Origin of the sequence: Paractinoplanes ferrugineus (assembly GCF_016862195.1) — a bacterium.
Classification (GTDB): Bacteria; Actinomycetota; Actinomycetes; order Mycobacteriales; family Micromonosporaceae; genus Actinoplanes; species Actinoplanes ferrugineus.
Genome location: NZ_BOMM01000014.1, coordinates 171,382 through 190,217, shown reverse-complemented (window position 1 = coordinate 190,217; position 18,836 = coordinate 171,382). Strand labels below are relative to the sequence as shown.

Below are 18,836 nucleotides of genomic sequence, written 5' to 3'. Positions count from 1 at the left end.
AGATTAGTGAACTTCTCGCCCCGAGCAGACCCACCGCCACTATGCCGTGCGACCAATTCGGGGAGGTCCCGGAACGGCCGACCGGGTATGCTTTCCGCGGGCCGTGACTGGCGCGTTCGGATGGGGAAACCATCGGGGAGCGGCTCCGTCGCCTGACGACCTGCCGTGCGCCTGGGCCTCTGCACCGTGATAGAGAGGTCCTATGTCTGAGCTGTCTGCCGAGTCCGTCGCCTTCCGCTCCGCGCTCGAGGTGGTGCGCTCCGTCGAGCCCCGCATCGCCGACGCGATCGCCAAGGAGCTGAGTGATCAGCGCGAGTCGCTGAAGCTGATCGCCAGTGAGAACTACGCCTCGCCGGCGGTCCTGCTGGCGATGGGCAACTGGCTCTCCGACAAATACGCCGAGGGCACCATCGGGCGCCGCTTCTACGCCGGCTGCCAGAACGTCGACACCGTCGAGGCGATCGCGGTCGAGCACGCCAAGGCCCTGTTCGGCGCGCCCTACGCCTATGTCCAGCCGCACTCCGGCATCGACGCCAACCTGGTCGCCTACTGGGCGATCCTGGCCGACCGGGTCGAGGTTCCGGCGCTCAAGAAGTTCGCGAAGCGGCAGATCAACGACCTGACCGACGCCGAGTGGGCCGAGCTGCGGCAGGCCTTCGGCAACCAGCGCATGCTCGGCATGTCGCTCGACGCCGGTGGCCATCTCACCCACGGCTTCCGGCCGAACATCTCCGGCAAGATGTTCGACCAGCGGTCCTACGGCGTCGACTCGGCCACCGGGCAGATCGACTACAAGGCGCTGCGTGACACGGCCCGCGAATTCAAGCCGCTGATCATCGTGGGCGGCTATTCGGCGTACCCCCGCAAGGTGAACTTCGCGACCATGCGCGAGATCGCCGACGAGGTGGGCGCCACCTTCATGGTCGACATGGCGCACTTCGCCGGTCTGGTCGCGGGCAAGGTCTTCACCGGCGACTTCAACCCGATCGAGCACGCCCACATCGTCACCACCACCACGCACAAGTCGCTGCGGGGTCCGCGTGGCGGCGCTGTGCTGGCCCAGCCCGAGCTCGCCGACCAGGTCGACCGGGGCTGCCCGATGGTCCTGGGCGGGCCGCTCAGCCACGTGATGGCGGCGAAGGCGGTCGCGTTCGCCGAGGCTCGCCAGCCGTCCTTCGCGACCTACGCGCAGCAGATCGTCACCAACTCGCAGGCGCTCGCCGAGGGCCTGCTCAAGCGGGGCGTCCAGCTGGTCAGCGGGGGCACCGACAACCACCTGGTGCTGCTGGACGTGCACCCGTTCGGCCTCACCGGCCGCCAGGCCGAGCAGGCGCTGCTCGACTCGGGCGTGGTGACCAACCGCAACGCGATCCCGCAGGACCCGAACGGTGCCTGGTACACCTCCGGCATCCGCGTCGGCACCCCCGCGCTGACCTCCCGCGGCCTCGGCACCGCCGAGATGGACCAGATCGCCGACCTGATCCACACGGTCCTCACCAACACGACGCCGGCCGAGGGCTCCAAGGCCAAGTACAACCTCGACCCGGCCCTGTCCGACCGGGTGAGCAAGCAGGCGACCGAGTTGCTGGCCCCGTTCCCGCTCTACCCCAGCGTCACCCTGGACTGAGCTCGACGAACCACCACCGCCCCGAGGACGCGCGAGCTTCCTCGGGGCGTTGTTCGGTCCACCGGTCAGTTCAGCGAGGCAGTTCGTGGGTGGACACGCCGGCCAGCCGGCCGTCGGTGAGCTGTGCGGTCATGAACGTGGCGACGGGCTGGCGGCGGCGGTCGGTGGGCGAGCCGGGGTTGAGCAGCCGCAGGCCCGAGGCCGCCGTGGTGTCCCAGGGAATGTGCGAGTGGCCGAAGACCAGCAGGTCGGTGTCGGGGAACCGGGCGGCGCACCGCTCGGTGCGGCCGGTGGACGGACCGGTCTCGTGGATCACCGCGATGCGGAGGCCGGCCAGTTCGACCCGGGCGATCTCCGGCAGCCGCGCGCGCAGGGCCGGCCCGTCGTTGTTGCCGTAGCACGCGATCAGCCGAGCGGCCCGCGCCGACAGCGCGTCGAGGGCGGCCTCGTCGACCCAGTCGCCGGCGTGGATCACCACGTCGGCGGCGTCGATCGCCTTCCACAGCGGTGCCGGGAGGTCGCGGGCCCGCTTGGGCAGATGGGTGTCAGTAGTAAGTACCAGCCGCACCCGTACACGATAGAGGGCCCGTTCCGGGGAAGCGCTTCCCGGCAGCGGAACGCGCAGAATGCCGGGATCGATGGGCGATGGTGTTTTTGCTGATCTGCGGCGGAACCGGTTCCGGGGTCTTGGTTATCGATGTTCCGCAGCGCCGTCGGCAACCACAAAAGGGCACCTGTGAAGATGCCATGAGCAGGTCATCTGCCCTAAAGGGCAATCGGCTATCCCGCATCGTTGTGACATCCACAAGTACGCCCGGGTTATCGATCGGTTCCGGAACCGTGGCCACCTATGGACATGGCATGAACCCCTACCTAACTTCGATGGCGGGGGAGCGCTCTCCCCGTATGTGTGGAGAGTTCCGCCTCCCCGAGGGTGCAAGCAGTCCCCCTTGCAAGTCCCCGCCCTAGGAGAAGCAATGACCATCCCCGTTAGCTCCGCACCCCCGCGGAGACGCTCCCCCTGGCGCCTCGGAGCGGTCGGTGGCCTCGTCGCCGCCGTCGTCGCCGGGTACGCCGCGTTCACCACCGTCGGCGCCAGTGCCGCGGAAACCCTCCTTTCCCAAGGCAAGCCGGCCACCGCGTCGTCGACCGAAGCGGCCGGGGCCTACCTCGCCTCCGAAGCTGTCGACGGCAACACCGGCACCCGCTGGGCGTCGGCGTTCGCCGACCCGCAGTGGCTGCAGGTCGACCTCGGCAGCTCCCAGTCGATCAGCCGGGTCGAGCTGAACTGGGAGACTGCGGCGGCCAAGGCGTTCCAGATCCAGGTGTCGGCCAACGCGTCCACCTGGACCTCGATCTACTCCACCACCACGTCGACAGGTGGGAACCAGTCGCTGTCAGTGAGCGGCACCGGGCGCTACGTCCGGATGTACGGCACCCAGCGGACCACCGGTTACGGCTACTCGCTCTGGGAGTTCAAGGTTTACGGCGGCGGCACGACCACACCCACCACCCCGCCGGCGACCCCCACGACCACGCCGCCGACCGGACCGACCGTCCCCGCGGGCGGCTCACTCGGCGCCAATGTGATCGTCTTCGACCCGAGCCAGTCGAGCGCGTCGATCCAGAGCCAGGCCGACACGATCTTCAAGCAGCAGGAGTCCAACCAGTTCGGCACCCAGCGTTACGTCCTGGCGTTCAAGCCGGGCACCTACAACGGGCTGAACATCCAGGTCGGCTTCTACACCTCGGTCGTCGGCCTCGGGCAGAACCCGCAGGACACTCGGATCAACGGTGACATCACCGTCGACGCCGGCTGGTTCCAGGGCAACGCGACGCAGAACTTCTGGCGGTCGGTGGAGAACCTCTCGCTCTACCCGGTGTCCGGCGACGACCGGTGGGCCGTCTCGCAGGCGGCGCCGTTCCGGCGGATGGACGTCCACGGTGGCGTCAACCTGGCCCCCAACGGCTACGGCTGGGCGTCCGGCGGCTACATCGCCGACTCGCGGATCAGCGGTGTCGAGGGGCAGTACTCGCAGCAGCAATGGTTCACCCGGAACAGCCAGATCGGGTCCAACTCGAACGCGGTCTGGAACCAGGTGTTCGTGGGGGTGCAGGGCGCTCCGGCGACCAGCTTCCCGAACCCGCCGTACACCACCATCGGGTCGGCGCCGGTGATCCGGGAGAAGCCCTACCTCTACCAGACCGGCGGCAGCTACGCCGTCTTCGTCCCCAACCTGCAGACCAACGCCTCCGGCGCGTCGTGGGTGAACGGCAACACGCCGGGCACCTCGCTGCCGCTGAGCCAGTTCTATGTGGCCAAGCCGGGTGACTCGGCCGCGACGATCAACCAGGCGCTCGCCCAGGGCCTGAACCTGATCTTCACCCCTGGGATCTACCACGTGCAGCAGACGATCAACGTGACCCGGGCCAACACCGTCGTGCTCGGCCTCGGTTACGCGACGATCATCCCGGACAACGGCGTCACCGCGATGCAGGTGGCCGACGTCGACGGGGTGAAGATCGCCGGCGTCCTCTTCGACGCGGGCACCACCAACTCGCCGAACCTGCTGGTGCTCGGACCGAACGGCTCATCCGCCAACCACGCCGGCAACCCCACCACCGTGCAGGACGTCTTCTTCCGGATCGGTGGCTACATCGCCGGCAAGGCCACCAACAGCCTGCTGGTCAACAGCAACAACGTGATCATCGACCACATCTGGGCGTGGCGTGCCGACCACGGCAACGCCGGCACCTACGGCTGGACGGTCAACACGGCGGACAGCGGCCTGATCGTGAACGGTCAGAATGTCACCGCGTACGGCCTGTTCGTCGAGCACTACCAGAAGACCGAGGTGCTCTGGAACGGCAACGGCGGACGGACGTACTTCCTGCAGAACGAGCAGCCGTACGACCCGCCGTCGAACGCCGCCTGGCGCGGTGACGGCACCGGCTACCCGGCCTACAAGGTCGCCGACAGCGTGACCAGCCACGAGGCGTGGGGCATGGGCAGCTACGCGTTCTTCCAGAACAACCCGGCCGTGCACTCGGCGAACGGGTTCCAGGCACCGGCCAACGGCGGGGTGAAGCTGCACAACATCTTCACCATCTCGCTGGCCTCCGGCACGATCGACCACGTCGTCAACAACATCGGCGACGCGGCCACGGCGGACGCGGTGGTTCCCCGTACCGTCACGAATTTCCCGTGACCGAATAGCTAGCTCACCGCAGCCGCGCGGGATCGGGGTCGTGATGACCCCGGTCCCGCGCGGTTTTACGTAGCGCAACGCGATCGCAACACACCGTTGACATGTGGTCAACTCGGCCGTGTACTGCATAGGCAGCGATGTTGCTCAATCGATTTGGAGGAGGCATGCGGGATCCCACCAAATCAATCTCGGTCCTGTCGGTGCTGGTGCTGGCCCTGAGCGGGGCCGCGGCCTGCAACCGAGGGTCCGGGCAGGACGTCGTCGGGCTGATCACCAAGACCGACACCAACCCGTTCTTCGTGCAGATGAGAAAGGGCGCCCAGGGCGAGGCGAAGGCCCAGGGCGTGGAGTTGCAGAGCTTCGCCGGCAAACAGGACGGCGACAACGAGGCCCAGGTGCAGGCCATCGAGAACCTGATGTCGTTCGGCGCCAAAGGTTTCCTGATCACCCCCAACGACTCGAAGGCCATCGTCCCGGCACTTGACCAAGCCCACGAGCAGAAAATGCTGGTGATCGCCCTCGACACCCCGGTCGACCCGCCGAACGCCGCGGACGCCACCTTCGCCACCGACAACTACCAGGCCGGCAAGCTCATCGGGCAATGGGCGAAGGCCAAGTTCGAGAAGGACGGCAAGTCGGCGAAGATCGCCATGCTGGACCTCAACGCCAACCAGGTATCCGTCGACGTCAAACGGGACCAGGGATTCCTCGACGGCTTCGGGATCTCGGTCGGCGACCCCGACAAGATCGGCGACGAGAACGACCCGCGGATCGTCGGGCACGACGTCACCGACGGCGCCGAGGACGGCGGACGCACCGCGATGGAGAACCTGCTCCAGAAGGACCCGTCGATCAACCTGGTCTACACCATCAACGAACCCGCCGCGGCCGGCGCCTACCAGGCCCTCAAGTCGGCCGGCAGGGACAAGGACGTCGTGATCGTCTCGATCGACGGCGGCTGCCCCGGCGTGGACAACGTCGGCAAGGGCGTCATCGGCGCCACCTCGATGCAGTTCCCGCTCAAGATGGCCCAACTCGGTGTCGACGCCATCGCGCAGTTCGCCAAGAACGGCACCAAGCCACAGGTGACGCCGGGCAAGGACTTCTTCGACACCGGCACCCAACTGATCACCGACGACCCGCAGGCCGGCGTGGAGGCCAAGGACTCCGCGTGGGGCAAGCAGAACTGCTGGGGGTGACAACATGGCCACAGCCACCACCGCTACCGACTTCGACGTACGCCGGCACGACTCGTTCGGCCTGCGCGTACAACATCTTCTGCACTCGAACCCGGTCCTCGGGCCACTGGCCGTACTGATCGTCGCGATCATCGCGTTCTCGATCGTCAACGCCCGGTTCCTGACCGCGACGAACATGTCCCTCGTGCTTCAGCAGGTCACGGTCATCGCCGTACTCGCCCTGGGGCAGACGTTGATCATTCTGACCGCCGGCATCGACCTGTCGGCCGGCGCGATCGCCGTCTTCTCCTCGATCCTGGCCGCGACCTTCTGCACCCGCGCCGGCCTGCCCGGCGTTCTCGCCCTGGTGCTGGGACTCGGATTCGGCACCCTGATGGGCGCGATCAACGGGTTCCTGGTGACCCGGATCAAACTCCCGCCGTTCATCGTCACGCTGGGCACCCTGACCATCTTCTTCTCACTGAACTCGGTGGTCAGCGGCAGCGAGACGGTACGCGGCTCGGACATGCCCGGCATCATGACGTGGACCGGCGAGTCGATCCCGATCGGGAACTTCCGCCTCACCTACGGCTCGATCATCATGCTGCTGCTGTTCGCCTACTTCTTCTACGCCCTGTCCCGCACCGCCTGGGGCAAACACGTCTACGCGACCGGTGACGACGCCGAAGCGGCCCGGCTCGCCGGCATCCAGACCAGCCGGGTGCTGTTCTCCGTCTACACCGTGGCCGGCCTGCTCTACGCGGTCGGCGGCTGGATCCTGATCGGCCGGCTCGCCTCGGCCAGCCCCAACGTCGGCACCGAGTACAACCTCGACTCGATCACCGCCGTCGTGCTCGGCGGCACCAGCCTTTTCGGCGGCCGGGGCAGCGTGCTCGGCACGCTTATCGGTGCCCTGATCGTCGGCTTCTTCCGCAACGGCCTCCAACTGGCCGGCGTGGAAGTCGTCTGGCAGGGCTTCGCGATCGGCCTGCTGGTCCTCATCGCGGTCTCCCTCGACCAGTGGATCAGGAAGGTGAAGACGTGACGGCACCCGTACTCGAAGCCCGCGGGCTCACCAAGCGCTACGGCCGCGTCGTCGCGATCGACGGCAGCGACCTGTCCCTCTACCCGGGCGAGATCCTCGCCGTCATCGGCGACAACGGCGCCGGCAAGTCCAGCCTGATCAAAGCCCTGTCGGGGGCACTCATCCCGGACAGCGGCGACATCCTCCTGGACGGAAAACCAGTCCATTTCCGTACGCCGATGGACGCGCGCGCCGCCGGCATCGAAACCGTCTACCAGACCCTGGCCGTCGCCCCCGGCCTCGACATCGCCGACAACCTGTTCCTGGGCCGGGAACAGCGCAAACCCGGTGTGCTGGGCTCCGTCTTCCGGATGCTCGACCGCTCGCACATGCGCGACGAGGCCAAGCGCCACATGAGCGAACTGGGCGTCGCCACCCTGCAGAACATCGGGCAGGCCGTCGAGTCCCTTTCCGGCGGCCAACGCCAAGCCGTCGCCGTCGCCCGGTCCGCCGCCTTCGGCAGCAAAGTCGTGATCCTGGACGAGCCCACCGCGGCCCTGGGCGTCAAGGAGGGCAACCGAGTCCTCCAGCTGATCCGCGACGTCCGCGATCGAGGTCTCCCGGTGATCCTGATCAGCCACAACATGCCCCACGTCTTCGAAGTGGCCGACCGCATCCACATCCAGCGCCTGGGCCGCCGGGCGACCGTCATAACCCCGAAATCCCATTCCATGTCCGACGCCGTGGCCATCATGACCGGCGCCGCCGACCCGCCACCCGAACCAGCCGCCTGACGTCGCCGGTTGCCGTTCCTCCCCGGGGCGGCAACCACCTCTCCCCAGAGGCCGCCCGTTACGAATCGCCCATAACAACCAAGACGGCGCAAACGCGCGAGAGAACAGCGAAACGGCCCCGTGGGGAGCGGGGCCGTTTCGTTGTTACTTCTTCTTTTTGGCCTTCTTGCCGGTTCCGCCGTCGCCGGCGAAGAGTTCGGCGAGCATTTGTTCGTCTCGTTCGGCGCTGCGCTGCTGGGCGGTCTTCTGTTCGGGGATCAGGACCTTCCAGAAGATGCCGAGAAGGATGAATGTCCATGCCCACCAGGGGATGCCGGACTCCGGCCCGAACAGGTTGCTGGTCACGGCGTAGGTATGGTCCAACACCTGGTCCATCGGGCGCTCCTCGTTGTCGGGGACGGCCGCAAGGATCGGTTGCGGGGACGGGCGGCTTAGGGTTTACGCGCGGCCGGATACCGTAAAGTCCTGCTTCCACGTCTCTGCGGGAGGTCCGCACAGTGCTGAACGGCAGGACGCCGTCCGTGAAGGACGTGGCCGCGGCCGCCGGCGTCTCGCTCGGCACCGTCTCCAACGTGATGAACAGGCCCGCGGTGGTCAGCGCCCGCACCCGGGAGCGGGTCGAGCGGGCCATGTCCGAGCTGGGTTTCGTCCGCAACGAGTCGGCCCGGCAGTTGCGCGCGGGCACCAGCCGCACCCTCGCCTACGTGATGCTCGACGGCAGCAACCCGTTCTTCCACGACGTGGCGCACGGCATCGAGCTCGCGGCCGAGGACGCCGATCTGTCGCTGTTCATCTGCAACAGCAACAGCCGCGCCGATCGCGAGGAGACCCACCTCGACCGTCTGCTCCAGCAGCGCGTCCAGGGCATCCTGATCACTCCGGTCGACCCCGAGGCGCCGCACCTGCGCGCGCTGACCCGCCGTGGCGTGCCGTTGGTGATCGTCGACCGCCGCCGGGCCGACGGGAGCTGCTGCTCGGTCGCGGTCGACGATGTGCACGGTGGCCGGGTCGCCGTCGAGCACCTGGCCGAGCAGGGCCATCAGCGGGTCGCGTTCATCGGCGGGCCCGACTCGCTCGGTCAGGTGCGTGAGCGGCTCCAGGGCGCCCGGGCGGTCTGGGCCGAGCTCGGCCGGCCCGCCGACCACCTGGTCTACCTGCCGACCGCGGCGATGACTGTCGCGGAAGGACGGTCGGCCGGCGAGCGACTGGCCGGCCTCCCGGCCCGCCGCCGCCCGACGGCCGCGTTCTGTGCCAACGACCTGCTCGCCCTCGGCCTGCTCCAGCAGGGCATCGGCGCCGGTCTGCGGGTGCCCGAGGAGCTGGCCATCGTCGGCTTCGACGACATCGAGTTCGCGGCCGCGGCCGCCGTCCCGCTGACGTCGGTGCGGCAGCCCCGGCAGGAGCTCGGCCGGGCCGCCGCCCAGCTGGTGCTCGACGAGGCCACCAACCCCACGCACGAGCACCAGCAGCTGTTCTTCACTCCCGAGCTGGTCGCCCGGGCCTCCTCGCGAGCCCGCTAACCGAAGGGGTGCGAGGTTTCGATGGCCAGTTTCTCGGCCAGCCGCTGGGTCACCGGGCGGGCCTCCAGGTGCAGGCGGGCGATGTTCGAGCCGCTGTCGCCGATCACCGCCAGCAGGGCCAGCTCGCCGACCGCGTAGACCGCCAGGTAGCCGTCCTTGCTGCGGATCGTCACCTCGCTGAACGCGCCCTGCCCGAGGACCGAACCGGTGGTGCGGCTGATGCCGTAGGCGCCGGCGGACAGGGCCGCGACGTCGTGCGGTTCGAAGCCGGTTATCGAGTCGTGCAGGATCAGCAGACCGTCGACGCCGGCGATGACGCAGCCGCGTACCCCGGTCAGCTGTTGTCGTAGGGCGGCCAACTCGTCGCGGACCGACTGGTAGGGGTCGGAGCCGGAAGTCATATCTCGAGCTCGGCCTCGATCTTGCGCAGCTGGTGGCGCGCGAGTCCCAGGTTGGCCCGGCTCTTGCTGAGCGACAGGTACAGGAACAGGCCCTGGCTGCCGGCGAGCAGCCGGATCAGGTGATATTGCGAGTCGAGGGTGATCAGGATGTCCTCGATGCCGTCGCTGAAGCCGAGCATCTCGAGCGTGCGCAGCTTGGCCCGGACGACGTCGGTGTTGCCGGCCGCCGCGATGTTCATGTCCATCGTCGTGCCGCCGCCGAGCGTGCCGAGCGTCAGCCCGCTGGTGTAGTCGACGAGCGCGACGCCGATGGCGCCGTCAATCGTCATGGCTTCCTTGAGGGAAGTCTCGATGTTCGCCACATGTCCTCCTTGGTAGATGGCAACGATGCCACCGACGGAGTTGGTCGCAGCCCTGCCCGATACGGAATCGGTGCAGGTCAGGACGAAGATCGACATCATCTGGGTGATCGACCCCGGAGGGGGTCGGACGACCGGTCGGAGAGATCATCGGCTTGTCGGATGGACTTACCGACCGGTAACCATGGTGGCCGGGCGTCGGTGCTTGTCGTGGTCTCCGGGGTCTGCGAAGGTCGCGGCGTGGCCACAACTTCCGAGCAGGTCGACTGGCGGGCCGACTTCCGGCGTCGATGGGCGGCCTTCGCGGCCGGTGAAGTGGGCAGTGCGCTCGGCTATTCGGCCCTGCCGATCGTGGCCGTACTCGTGCTGGGGGCCTCGGATTTTCAGGTCTCACTTCTGACCGTGCTGGCCGGGCTCGTCAGTGCCGGCATCGCGCTGCCGCTCGGACCGTGGATCGAGCACCACCGCAAGCTGCCGGTCATGGTGGCGTCCGATCTGCTGCGGTTCGCCGCCGTCGTCTCGGTGCCGGTCGCGGCGGTCTTCGACGTGCTGACCTACTGGCATCTGTGCGTCGTGGCGGTGGTGCAGACGGCGGCTCGGCTCGCGTTCGACTCGGCCGGGGTGGCGCAGCTGCGCACGCTTGTGCCCGAGGCGCACCGGGCCGAGGCCAACGGAAAGTTCGAGACCACGCTGTGGACCGCCAACGCGGCCGGGCCGCCCCTCGGCGGGGTGCTGATCTCGTGGCTCGGTGCGACCGCCACGATGGTTCTCGACGCGGTCAGTTTTCTGGTCTCCGCCCTCACCCTGCGCGGCCTGCGCGTCTCGGAGCCGGTGCCGCCGCAGCGGACGCCCGAGCGGCACTGGCGGCGCGATCTGACCGCCGGTTGGCGCTACATCCAGCGGCATCGCGGGCTGGCCGCGCTCTTCTGGAACTCGATGATCTTCGGGGGCTGCGTCATGGCTCTCGTCCCGCTGCTCACCGTCTTCGTGCTGCGCGATCTCGGGCTCGCGGCCTGGCAGTTCGGCCTGGTCACCGGCCTCTCCAGCGGGGCCGGCATCCTCGGCTCGATGCTCGTCAAGCCGCTGCGTGAGCGACTCGGCGAGCACCGGGTGCTGCTGCTCGGCGGCGTCGGGCGCAACCTGTGGATGTTTCTGATCCCGTTCGCCCCGGGCAACCTGGTCGGCCTGATCATGCTGACCGCCGCCGAGTTCCTGATGGTGCTGTTCGCCGGGATGTTCAGCCCGACGTTCGCGACCTATCGGATGAACGCCACCGACGACGCCCACATGTCGCGGGTGGTGCTGGCCTGGGCGATCACCAACAAGGTCGTCCAACCGGTGTTCATCGCGGCGGCGGGCGCGCTGGCCGTGGCGACGAGCGCACGGACCGCCCTGCTCGTGCTCGCCGGCCTGCTGTTGACCGGCGTCGTCTTCCTGCCTTGGCGACGCGATCGGGCGGCGACGCCATCGAGATAGGTCCCTTCTGGGATGGTGACGAGAGCCGCGGAATCGATGATTGTGGATTGTTAACGGCCGGGCGCACGGTGACGCCGGCCCCCACGATCGAGGTACCGATGACCAGGTTCTCGCGTCTCCGGCGGCTGACCGTCGCCGGAGCAGCCGTACTGCTCGGGCTCACGACGCCCGGCACCGCCACCGCGGCCACCCCGAGCACTGCCGAACTGGCTTACTACGACGTCACATCGCCGACCGCCGACCCCGCCGACCTCGCCCGGCGCGGTTACGACGTGCTGGAAGGGCCGCTGACCAACGGCGTACCGATCCTGGCCGGCGCGGCCGACGTCCAGCGGCTGCGGCGCGAGGGGCTGACAGTGCGTTACGTCGGACCGCTCTACCAGCCGGTTGCGGCGTCGTTCGTGGCGGCGGCCGACACCTACTACGGCGGCTACCACACCGCGGCCGGGCACGAGAACCACAATCAGGCGGTCGCCGCCGCCCACCCCGACCTGGCCGTCCTGCGCACCATCGGTCAGTCGTGGCGAAAGACCCAGAACCAGGGCGGCCACAACCTGCAGGCGCTGTGCATCACCAAGATCACGACCGGTGACTGCGCGTCGAACACCAGCGGGACGAAGCCGAAGTTCACCCTGATGGCCCAGATGCACGCCCGTGAGCTGGCGACCGGCGAGCTCGCCTACAAGTGGATCGACTACCTCGTCGGCAACTACGGCACCAACACCGCCGTGACCCAGTTGATGAACACCACCGAACTGTGGGTCATCCCGATCGCCAACCCGGACGGCGTCGACATCGTCTCGTCGAACTCGACCCGGCCCGTCTCCCAGCGCAAGAACGCCCACCCGAACGGCTGCTCCGGCACCGGGCTCGGCGTCGACCTCAACCGCAACTCCAGCTACCACTGGGACGTCAACCAGGGCACCAAGTGCAGCGAGACCTACCCGGGCGCGAGCGCGGCCAGTGAACCGGAGACCCAGGGCATCCAGGGCCTTCTCAGCTCGATCTACCGCGACACCAAACCCGCCGCCGACTTCTCGCCGGCGACGACGGCCACCACCGGTACCTTCCTCACCCTGCACAGCTACTCCGAGCTCAACATCTATCCGTACGGGTGGACCAACTCGCTCGCGCCGAACAACACCGACCTCAAGGCGATCGCCACGGCCATGGGCAAGGCCAACAAGTACGACGTCGTGCACGGCGACGGCGGCCTGAACTACTTCGCCCCGGGCGCCACCGACGACTGGATCTACGGCACGCTCGGCGTTCCCGGTTACACGATCGAGGTCGGTCCGAACGCCTCCAGTTGCGGCGGGTTCTTCCCGGCGTACTCCTGCATGTCGTCGTTCTGGAACTTGAATCTGCCCGCCTTCATGACCTTGGCCAACGCGGCGGCGAAACCGCTTCCCACCGGCAAATGAGCTAGCCGACGTGGCCGCCGGCGACCGTGACTCGACGAAGATCACGTCACGGTCGCCGGCGACCCGGGGAGCCGAGTTGACCTTGGTGCGCGTTTTCCGGCGGCAGGACGCCGCGCATCCTGGAGCGGGGGACGCGCGTTAGCCCGTCGTGCGTATCTCCCAGCATGTCCGCCGGGTCGCGATCGGTGGCGCGGTGACTCTCGCGGCCTGCGTCGGCGCGCAGCCTGCCCACGCGGCGGTCGGCCAGTCCGTCCGGACGACGCCCTCGTTCAACGGTTCGGTGTACGCGATCGCCTACCGCGGCGACACCGTCTACGTGGGCGGCTCCTTCACGAGCACCACCGTCAACGGCCGTACCGTCTCCCGGGACCGGCTCGCCGCGTTCGACGCCGGCACCGGCGCCCTGCGTGACTGGGCGCCCCGGGCCGACGACACCGTCCGTGCCCTGGCGATCTCCGGCTCGTCGGTCTACGCGGCCGGCGAGTTCGCCCGGGTCTCCGGGCGCGCCCGGGACTCGCTCGCCCGCATCGACGCCGGCTCCGGCGCGGTCGGCGACTTCCAGCACGCCGTCGAGGGCAGCCCGCGGGCCCTCGCCGTGGGCGACGGCCGGCTCTACCTCGCCGGCACGATCAGCCGGGTGGACCAGCAGCGCCGGGACCGGCTCGCCGCCTTCTCGCTGGACAGCGGTGAGCTCGACGACGGCTGGACGCCGGCCGCCGACAACACCGTCTATTCGCTCGCCTACCGGGACGCCAAGGTCTACCTGGGCGGGGCTTTCCACAAAGCGGGTGACCAACAGGCGCGGCTTCGGCTCGCCGCCGTCGACGCCTCGTCCGGCGATCTCGACGACTCGTTCCGCCCGTCCGCACCGGCGGTGGTCTACTCGATCGCGGCCGACGACAGCGGCGTGTACGCGGCCATGGGCGGCCAGGGTGGCCGGGCGGCCTCGTTCAGCAAGACCGGTCGTACCCGATGGACCCGGTTCTTCGACGGTGACGCCCAGGCCATCGCCGTGCTCAACGGCACCGCCTATGTCGGCGGCCACTTCGACCGCGCCTGCACCACCAGCTCGCTCGGCGCCCACGGCGCCTGCACGCAGGGCTCGGAGTCGCGGGTCAAGCTGGCGGCGGTCAACGGTGACGGCAGCCTCTCGGGGTGGGCACCCCAGGCCAACGGCGTCACCGGCGTTCGCGCCATCGGTATCGACCGGCAGCGCGGCACCGTCGCGGTGGGCGGCGACTTCACCACGATCGGCGGCCAGGCCCAGCGGCGCTTCGCCTCCTTCGGCTGATGAGGCGCGCGCTCCTGTTCGTGGTGGCGCTGGCGGTGGCCGGCATCACCGGGCCGTCGGCCGCCGCGACCCCTGTCCGGGACAAGCCCGGCGCGCCGGCCGAGCCCGGCGCGCGTGCCGTCCCCGACGTGGTCCGGTACGACTTCGACGGTGCCTCGCCGCTTGCCGACGTCACCGGTAACGGGCACGACCTGAGCCCGGTGGCCCGGCACGGCGGTTCGCTCTCGACCGTCACCCACGCCGGTGGGAGTGCCCTGGAGTTTCCGGCGCCGTGTGAGCGCGAGCCCTGCCCGCGGATCGCACTGCGGGCGCCCACCTCGGACGATCTCAACCCCGGTCAGCGTGACCTCCGCTTCGGGGCCTCGGTGCAACTCGCCCCGAACCAGACCACCAAGGGCGAGAACGTGCTGCAGAAGGGTTTCTCGGCCCGGGGCAGTCAGTACAAGCTGCAGATCGACGGGGCGCTGGGACACCCGAGCTGCGTACTTGTCGACGACGAACGGCCGGAGATCCACGTGGCGATGAGCGGGGTCGGCGTGGCCGACGGCAGATGGCACACGCTGGAGTGTCGCCGGTCCGGGCCGAGGCTCTCCATCCTGGTGGACGGCCGGCGGATGGGCCGCACGCTGGTGCCCGAGGATCTGTCGATCATCAACCGGATCCCGTTGAGCGTCGGCGGGAAGGGCTCGTTCACCGACAACGACCAGTTCCAGGGAACGATGGACGAGGTGTGGGTGCGGATCTACTGACTCGGCAGTGAGCGCTTGCTGCGCACGTGCACCTGACCGAACCAGGTGGCGATGTCGACCCGGATCTCCGGCGTGCCCGGCACCCGCGGCACCGGCGCCAGCCGCAGATCATGGTTGGCGAAGACGACCGCGCCGGACAGGTCGACCTCGACGCCCTCCGGCACGATGACCGTCACCTGCCCGAACAGGCACAGCCCGCCGATCTCGATGGTCGGTTCGCTGGTCAGCACCTCCCGCAGATCGAGCGTGGTCTGCCCGAAGAACGTGCGCAACCACAGCCGGGACGACCGCAGCCGCCACCGCCCGCGCCGCTTGCTCTCACTGAAGATCGTGGTGACGCTGTCGATCGTCTGCGCCGACCCGACGATCGGCGTGATCGCCAGGCCCGACGTGGCCAGCTCGAGTTCCTGCCCCGAGTTGGCCGCCCAGACGGCACCCACCCGCACGCTGAACTCCTCGAGGGTCAGGCGGCCGTCACCGCAGGCCCGTTGCAACAGCTCAGCGGCCCGCTCACGCTCATCGTCGGACGGCGGCAGGGGTACGGGTGTGCTCACGGCGCCGACACTAGCCCGTCCACGCTCGATTATCAGTCCGATCAGGACGGACGCGCTGTCCCGTCGTTCGTCCGCGACCACCCTCGTAGTGGGGTGGCTCTTGTCCCGCTCGCCGGTTTCGGCCTGGCCGTGCTGGGCGTCCTGCTGGTCGTCCTGATCGCCGCCGTCCTGGCCGCCGTCCTGCTCCGCATCCGGGGACCGCCACTACAGGTGCCTGCAGTCGGCCCCGGACCTCGTCTGAACAGCAAGTTTGCCAGAAACCCCGAGTTTTCCGGTGACCGAAAACCCGCGCTTTGTGGCACCTTTTCGGGAAGGCCACCAGATCACGGCTCGAGGTGGTTGCCTAGCTTTTTCTCAACCGAACGGCAACCGAGCCGATTGGCGGCGCGTGTGGGGACGTGGAGCCGGGCGGCGAGTGGCGCGATCTAGTTCGCGGCTGTTCGCTACGTACCTCGTGGCCAGCCTTCTGCCGTTGGGGGCGCTGGCCGCGGTGCTGCTCCACGGCGTGCGCGAGGACGCCACGAAGCAGGGGCAGGACCAGGGGATGGCGCAGGCCGCGGTGATCGCCGAGATGGCCGTCGCGCCGGCTCTGGACGATGCCGATCTGGCCCGGGGGCTCACCGAGGACCAGCGCGAGTCGCTTGCCAAGTCCACCGATCTGGCGCTCTATCACGGCACCGTGCTGCGGATGCGCCTGCGTAACTTCGCCGGGCAGGTCGTCTATTCGGACGACGGCTCGACGTCGGGTGGGGTGCCGGTGTCCGATCCGTCGTTCCAGTCGGCAAACGCCGGGCAGGCGGCGGCCACCCTGGTCACGGACGGGTCGGCGGCCGGCGGGCGGATCATCCGGGTGCTGCAGCCGGTCTTCGCGCGGGCGTCCGGGGAGGCGATCGGCGTGCTGGAGCTCTACCTCCCGTACGACAAGATCGATCAGCGGTTGCACGAGCAGATGGTCGTGACCTATTGGCGGCTCGGGGGCGGCCTCGGGGTGCTCTATCTGGCGCTCGGGTTGATCTCGTGGTCGACGACGCGGTCGTTGCGCCGCTACGCCGCCCGGCAGGAGTACGAGGCGCTGCACGACGGCCTGACCGGGCTGCCCAACCGGGAGTCGTTCCGGCAGCGGGCCGCGGCGGCGGTCGAGGCGGGGCGGGGCGCGGTGGTGGTGGTCGACCTCAACCGGTTCAAGGAGGTCAACGACACGCTCGGGCATCACGCCGGCGACGAGCTGCTGCGGGTGATCACCGAACGTCTGCGGGGCGGCGGCCTGCGGCCGCAGGACACGGCGGCACGGCTGGGCGGGGACGAGTTCGCTCTGATCCTGCCGGGGCTCGCCGCCGAGGGCGTACGCGATCTGCTCGAATCCCTGCGCTCCGTCCTGACCGCCGAGATGGTCCTCGACGACGTGCCGTTGTCGATCGAGGCGAGTTTCGGCGTCGCGATGTACCCCGAGCACGGCAGTGGGGTCGAGGAGTTGCTGCGGCACGCCGACGCCGCCATGTACCAGGGCAAGCGGGGCACCGCCGACATCGTGTTCTACACCGGTGAGCGGACCGTCCAGCCGACCCGGGCGCTGATGGTGCAGGCCCAGTTGCGGCATGCCCTGGAGCGCGCCGAGTTGGTGTTGTTCTACCAGCCCAAGGTGCGCCTGGACGACGGCGTGATCGTGGGTGTGGAAGCGCTGGTGCGTTGGCAGCACCCGGAGCGGGGTTTGTTGCCGCCGTCGGAGTTCCTGCCGGCCGCCGAGCAGTCGGGCCTGATCGAGCCGCTGACCGCGTGGGTGCTGCGGCGGGCGCTGGCCGATCAGGCGGCGTGGACGGCGGCCGGCCGGGACTGGACCGTGTCGGTGAACGTGTCGGCCCGCAACCTGGGCGCCGACGACTTCGCCGGGGTGGTGGAGCCGTTGCTCGCCGAGTTCGGGACGGCGCCGGGCCGGCTGATCCTGGAGATCACCGAGACGGCCATGGTCGAGGACGAGGTGGCCGCGATGTCGGCGGTCCAGCGGCTGGTCGACCGGGGCGTCGGGTTCTCGGTGGACGACTTCGGCACCGGCTACACGAGTCTGGCGCGGTTGCGCGGGGTGCCGCTGGTCGAGTTGAAGATCGACCGTACGTTCGTCGCGTCGGTGCTCGACGAGCCGGAGAACCAGGCCATCGTGCACGCGGTGATCGCCCTGTCGCGGGGCCTGGGCTGCGCGGTGACCGCGGAGGGCGTCGAGACCGTGGAGATCGCCGATTGGCTCGCCGCGGCGGGTTGTGACGAGGCGCAGGGCTACCTCTATTCCCGGCCGGTTCCGTGGCCGCAGATTTCCGTTCCGATGCTCAAGGAAGCGGTCCGATGAAGAAGATGCTGGTAGCGGTGCTCGCCCTGGCCACCCTGGCGGGTTGTGGGGACAAGGCCGAGAAGGTGGCCAGCAGCACCAGCGCGGTGCAGTTCGACCAGGCGCTGCACGACTCGCTGCCGCCGGCGGTGCGCAACAAGGGCTACGTCCGGTTCGTCACGGACGCCAGCTATGCGCCGATGGAGTCGTTCGCCGCCGACGGCCGTACCATCGTCGGTTTCGAACCGGACCTGGCCGATGCCATCGGGCAGGTTCTCGGGATCAAGGTCGAGATCGTCACCGGCCCCTTCCAGACCGCCCTCGACAAGGTCGCCGACGGCACCTACGAGGGGGTGTTGTCGGCGATGACCGACACCGTGGAGCGGGAGAAGAAGGCCGACTTCGTCAATTACCTGTCGGCCGGCACGTCGATCATCGTGCAGCGCGGCAATCCGCATGCCGTCAACGATCTGACGAACCTGTGCGGCAACGTGGTGGCGATCGAGAAAGGCACCATCCAGGCCGACCTGCTGCATCGTTCGCAGGGGGTCTGCGGTGAGCGGTCGATGAAGATCAACGAGTACAGGACGAACGCCGACGCGCTGCTCCAGTTGCGTACGGGGCGGGCGATCGCGGTGCTCAACGACTTCCCGGCGGCGAGCTTCCTGACCACTGACGCGCGCACCAGCAACTACTACGAGCTGGCGTCGGCGGCGCAGTACGAGCCGGGCCTGATCGGCATCCCGTTCGCCAAGAACAACAGTCAACTTCGCGACGCCGTCAAGGGTGCGCTCGACCAGATCATCAGCTCCGGGGCGTACGCCGACCTGCTGCAACGCTGGGGTCTGCGCAGTGGCGCGGTGCCGGCCGCATCGATGAACGCCGCTTCCCAGGATTGACGTTACACGCGCGT

The 18,836-nt window shown here is 68.8% G+C and carries 17 protein-coding genes and 1 riboswitch; of the genes, 12 read left to right on the top strand and 5 right to left on the bottom strand.

From position 1 onward, the window contains the following. Positions 1 to 93: 93 nt before the first annotated feature. A riboswitch (ZMP/ZTP riboswitch) is annotated at positions 94 to 184 on the top strand. A gap of 18 nt (positions 185 to 202) precedes the next feature. Then, on the top strand, positions 203 to 1,627 hold the full coding sequence (locus tag Afe05nite_RS10420) for a glycine hydroxymethyltransferase (protein WP_203816792.1): 1,425 nt from the start codon (positions 203 to 205) through the stop codon (positions 1,625 to 1,627). Positions 1,628 to 1,697: 70 nt separating this feature from the next. Here Afe05nite_RS10420 and Afe05nite_RS10415 read toward each other — a convergent pair whose 3' ends face one another. After that, positions 1,698 to 2,195: a metallophosphoesterase family protein gene (locus Afe05nite_RS10415; protein WP_203816791.1), complete on the bottom strand. Its 498-nt coding sequence runs from the start codon at positions 2,193 to 2,195 to the stop codon at positions 1,698 to 1,700. 409 nt (positions 2,196 to 2,604) lie between these two features. On the opposite strand from Afe05nite_RS10415, the gene Afe05nite_RS10410 reads away from it, so the two are divergent. The 4 genes from Afe05nite_RS10410 to Afe05nite_RS10395 all read left to right on the top strand — a co-directional run bounded on the left by Afe05nite_RS10410 (position 2,605) and on the right by Afe05nite_RS10395 (position 7,832). After that, complete coding sequence (locus Afe05nite_RS10410; RefSeq protein WP_203816790.1) at positions 2,605 to 4,836, top strand: discoidin domain-containing protein; 2,232 nt, start codon at positions 2,605 to 2,607, stop codon at positions 4,834 to 4,836. A 164-nt stretch (positions 4,837 to 5,000) separates the two neighbouring features. Further along, on the top strand, positions 5,001 to 6,035 hold the full coding sequence (locus Afe05nite_RS10405; protein ID WP_203816789.1) for a sugar ABC transporter substrate-binding protein: 1,035 nt from the start codon (positions 5,001 to 5,003) through the stop codon (positions 6,033 to 6,035). A gap of 4 nt (positions 6,036 to 6,039) precedes the next feature. Next, positions 6,040 to 7,059: an ABC transporter permease gene (locus Afe05nite_RS10400; RefSeq protein ID WP_203816788.1), complete on the top strand. Its 1,020-nt coding sequence runs from the start codon at positions 6,040 to 6,042 to the stop codon at positions 7,057 to 7,059. Beyond that, a complete protein-coding gene (locus Afe05nite_RS10395; protein ID WP_203816787.1) occupies positions 7,056 to 7,832 on the top strand; it encodes an ATP-binding cassette domain-containing protein in 777 nt (258 codons plus the stop codon). The genes Afe05nite_RS10400 and Afe05nite_RS10395 overlap by 4 nt, the downstream gene beginning before the upstream one ends. 144 nt (positions 7,833 to 7,976) lie before the next feature. On the opposite strand, the gene Afe05nite_RS10390 is transcribed toward Afe05nite_RS10395, so the two are convergent. Next, positions 7,977 to 8,207, bottom strand: coding sequence for a hypothetical protein (locus tag Afe05nite_RS10390; RefSeq protein ID WP_203816786.1), 231 nt, complete (start codon positions 8,205 to 8,207; stop codon positions 7,977 to 7,979). 146 nt (positions 8,208 to 8,353) lie between these two features. Between Afe05nite_RS10390 and Afe05nite_RS10385 the strand changes: the two genes are divergently transcribed. Beyond that, entirely contained in the window at positions 8,354 to 9,352 is a 999-nt protein-coding gene (locus tag Afe05nite_RS10385) for a LacI family DNA-binding transcriptional regulator (RefSeq protein WP_239117703.1), read from the top strand. Here the strand turns inward: Afe05nite_RS10385 and Afe05nite_RS10380 are convergent. Both Afe05nite_RS10380 and Afe05nite_RS10375 read right to left on the bottom strand, forming a co-directional pair. Beyond that, positions 9,349 to 9,753: a roadblock/LC7 domain-containing protein gene (locus tag Afe05nite_RS10380; protein WP_203816784.1), complete on the bottom strand. Its 405-nt coding sequence runs from the start codon at positions 9,751 to 9,753 to the stop codon at positions 9,349 to 9,351. The two genes, Afe05nite_RS10385 and Afe05nite_RS10380, sit on opposite strands and share 4 nt — an antisense overlap. After that, complete coding sequence (locus Afe05nite_RS10375; protein WP_203816783.1) at positions 9,750 to 10,115, bottom strand: hypothetical protein; 366 nt, start codon at positions 10,113 to 10,115, stop codon at positions 9,750 to 9,752. Before Afe05nite_RS10375 ends, Afe05nite_RS10380 begins: the two co-directional genes overlap by 4 nt. 237 nt (positions 10,116 to 10,352) lie before the next feature. On the opposite strand from Afe05nite_RS10375, the gene Afe05nite_RS10370 reads away from it, so the two are divergent. The 4 genes from Afe05nite_RS10370 to Afe05nite_RS10355 all read left to right on the top strand — a co-directional run bounded on the left by Afe05nite_RS10370 (position 10,353) and on the right by Afe05nite_RS10355 (position 15,052). Next, positions 10,353 to 11,588: an MFS transporter gene (locus tag Afe05nite_RS10370; protein WP_239117702.1), complete on the top strand. Its 1,236-nt coding sequence runs from the start codon at positions 10,353 to 10,355 to the stop codon at positions 11,586 to 11,588. Between the two features lie 98 nt (positions 11,589 to 11,686). Then, positions 11,687 to 13,012, top strand: a complete 1,326-nt coding sequence (locus tag Afe05nite_RS10365; protein WP_203816781.1) for a M14 family zinc carboxypeptidase — start codon at positions 11,687 to 11,689, stop codon at positions 13,010 to 13,012. Between the two features lie 148 nt (positions 13,013 to 13,160). Continuing rightward, a complete protein-coding gene (locus tag Afe05nite_RS10360) occupies positions 13,161 to 14,303 on the top strand; it encodes an NHL repeat-containing protein (protein ID WP_203816780.1) in 1,143 nt (380 codons plus the stop codon). Further along, positions 14,303 to 15,052, top strand: a complete 750-nt coding sequence (locus Afe05nite_RS10355) for a LamG domain-containing protein (RefSeq protein ID WP_203816779.1) — start codon at positions 14,303 to 14,305, stop codon at positions 15,050 to 15,052. Before Afe05nite_RS10360 ends, Afe05nite_RS10355 begins: the two co-directional genes overlap by 1 nt. On the opposite strand, the gene Afe05nite_RS10350 is transcribed toward Afe05nite_RS10355, so the two are convergent. Continuing rightward, positions 15,046 to 15,606: a DUF1707 SHOCT-like domain-containing protein gene (locus Afe05nite_RS10350; protein WP_203816778.1), complete on the bottom strand. Its 561-nt coding sequence runs from the start codon at positions 15,604 to 15,606 to the stop codon at positions 15,046 to 15,048. The genes Afe05nite_RS10355 and Afe05nite_RS10350 overlap by 7 nt on opposite strands. A gap of 454 nt (positions 15,607 to 16,060) precedes the next feature. Between Afe05nite_RS10350 and Afe05nite_RS10345 the strand changes: the two genes are divergently transcribed. Beyond that, a complete protein-coding gene (locus Afe05nite_RS10345; protein ID WP_239117701.1) occupies positions 16,061 to 17,944 on the top strand; it encodes a putative bifunctional diguanylate cyclase/phosphodiesterase in 1,884 nt (627 codons plus the stop codon). Further along, positions 17,941 to 18,822, top strand: a complete 882-nt coding sequence (locus Afe05nite_RS10340; RefSeq protein ID WP_203816776.1) for an ABC transporter substrate-binding protein — start codon at positions 17,941 to 17,943, stop codon at positions 18,820 to 18,822. The genes Afe05nite_RS10345 and Afe05nite_RS10340 overlap by 4 nt, the downstream gene beginning before the upstream one ends. Positions 18,823 to 18,836: the final 14 nt, after the last annotated feature.

Excerpts from the sequence above, each read along its gene's own strand:
- Afe05nite_RS10420 (WP_203816792.1), top strand. The coding sequence starts at position 203 with ATGTCTGAGCTGTCTGCCGAGTCCGTCGCCTTCCGCTCCGCGCTCGAG.
- Afe05nite_RS10410 (WP_203816790.1), top strand. The coding sequence starts at position 2,605 with ATGACCATCCCCGTTAGCTCCGCACCCCCGCGGAGACGCTCCCCCTGG.
- Afe05nite_RS10405 (WP_203816789.1), top strand. The coding sequence starts at position 5,001 with ATGCGGGATCCCACCAAATCAATCTCGGTCCTGTCGGTGCTGGTGCTG.
- Afe05nite_RS10400 (WP_203816788.1), top strand. The coding sequence starts at position 6,040 with ATGGCCACAGCCACCACCGCTACCGACTTCGACGTACGCCGGCACGAC.
- Afe05nite_RS10390 (WP_203816786.1), bottom strand. The coding sequence starts at position 8,207 with ATGGACCAGGTGTTGGACCATACCTACGCCGTGACCAGCAACCTGTTC.
- Afe05nite_RS10380 (WP_203816784.1), bottom strand. The coding sequence starts at position 9,753 with ATGACTTCCGGCTCCGACCCCTACCAGTCGGTCCGCGACGAGTTGGCC.
- Afe05nite_RS10365 (WP_203816781.1), top strand. The coding sequence starts at position 11,687 with ATGACCAGGTTCTCGCGTCTCCGGCGGCTGACCGTCGCCGGAGCAGCC.
- Afe05nite_RS10355 (WP_203816779.1), top strand. The coding sequence starts at position 14,303 with ATGAGGCGCGCGCTCCTGTTCGTGGTGGCGCTGGCGGTGGCCGGCATC.
- Afe05nite_RS10340 (WP_203816776.1), top strand. The coding sequence starts at position 17,941 with ATGAAGAAGATGCTGGTAGCGGTGCTCGCCCTGGCCACCCTGGCGGGT.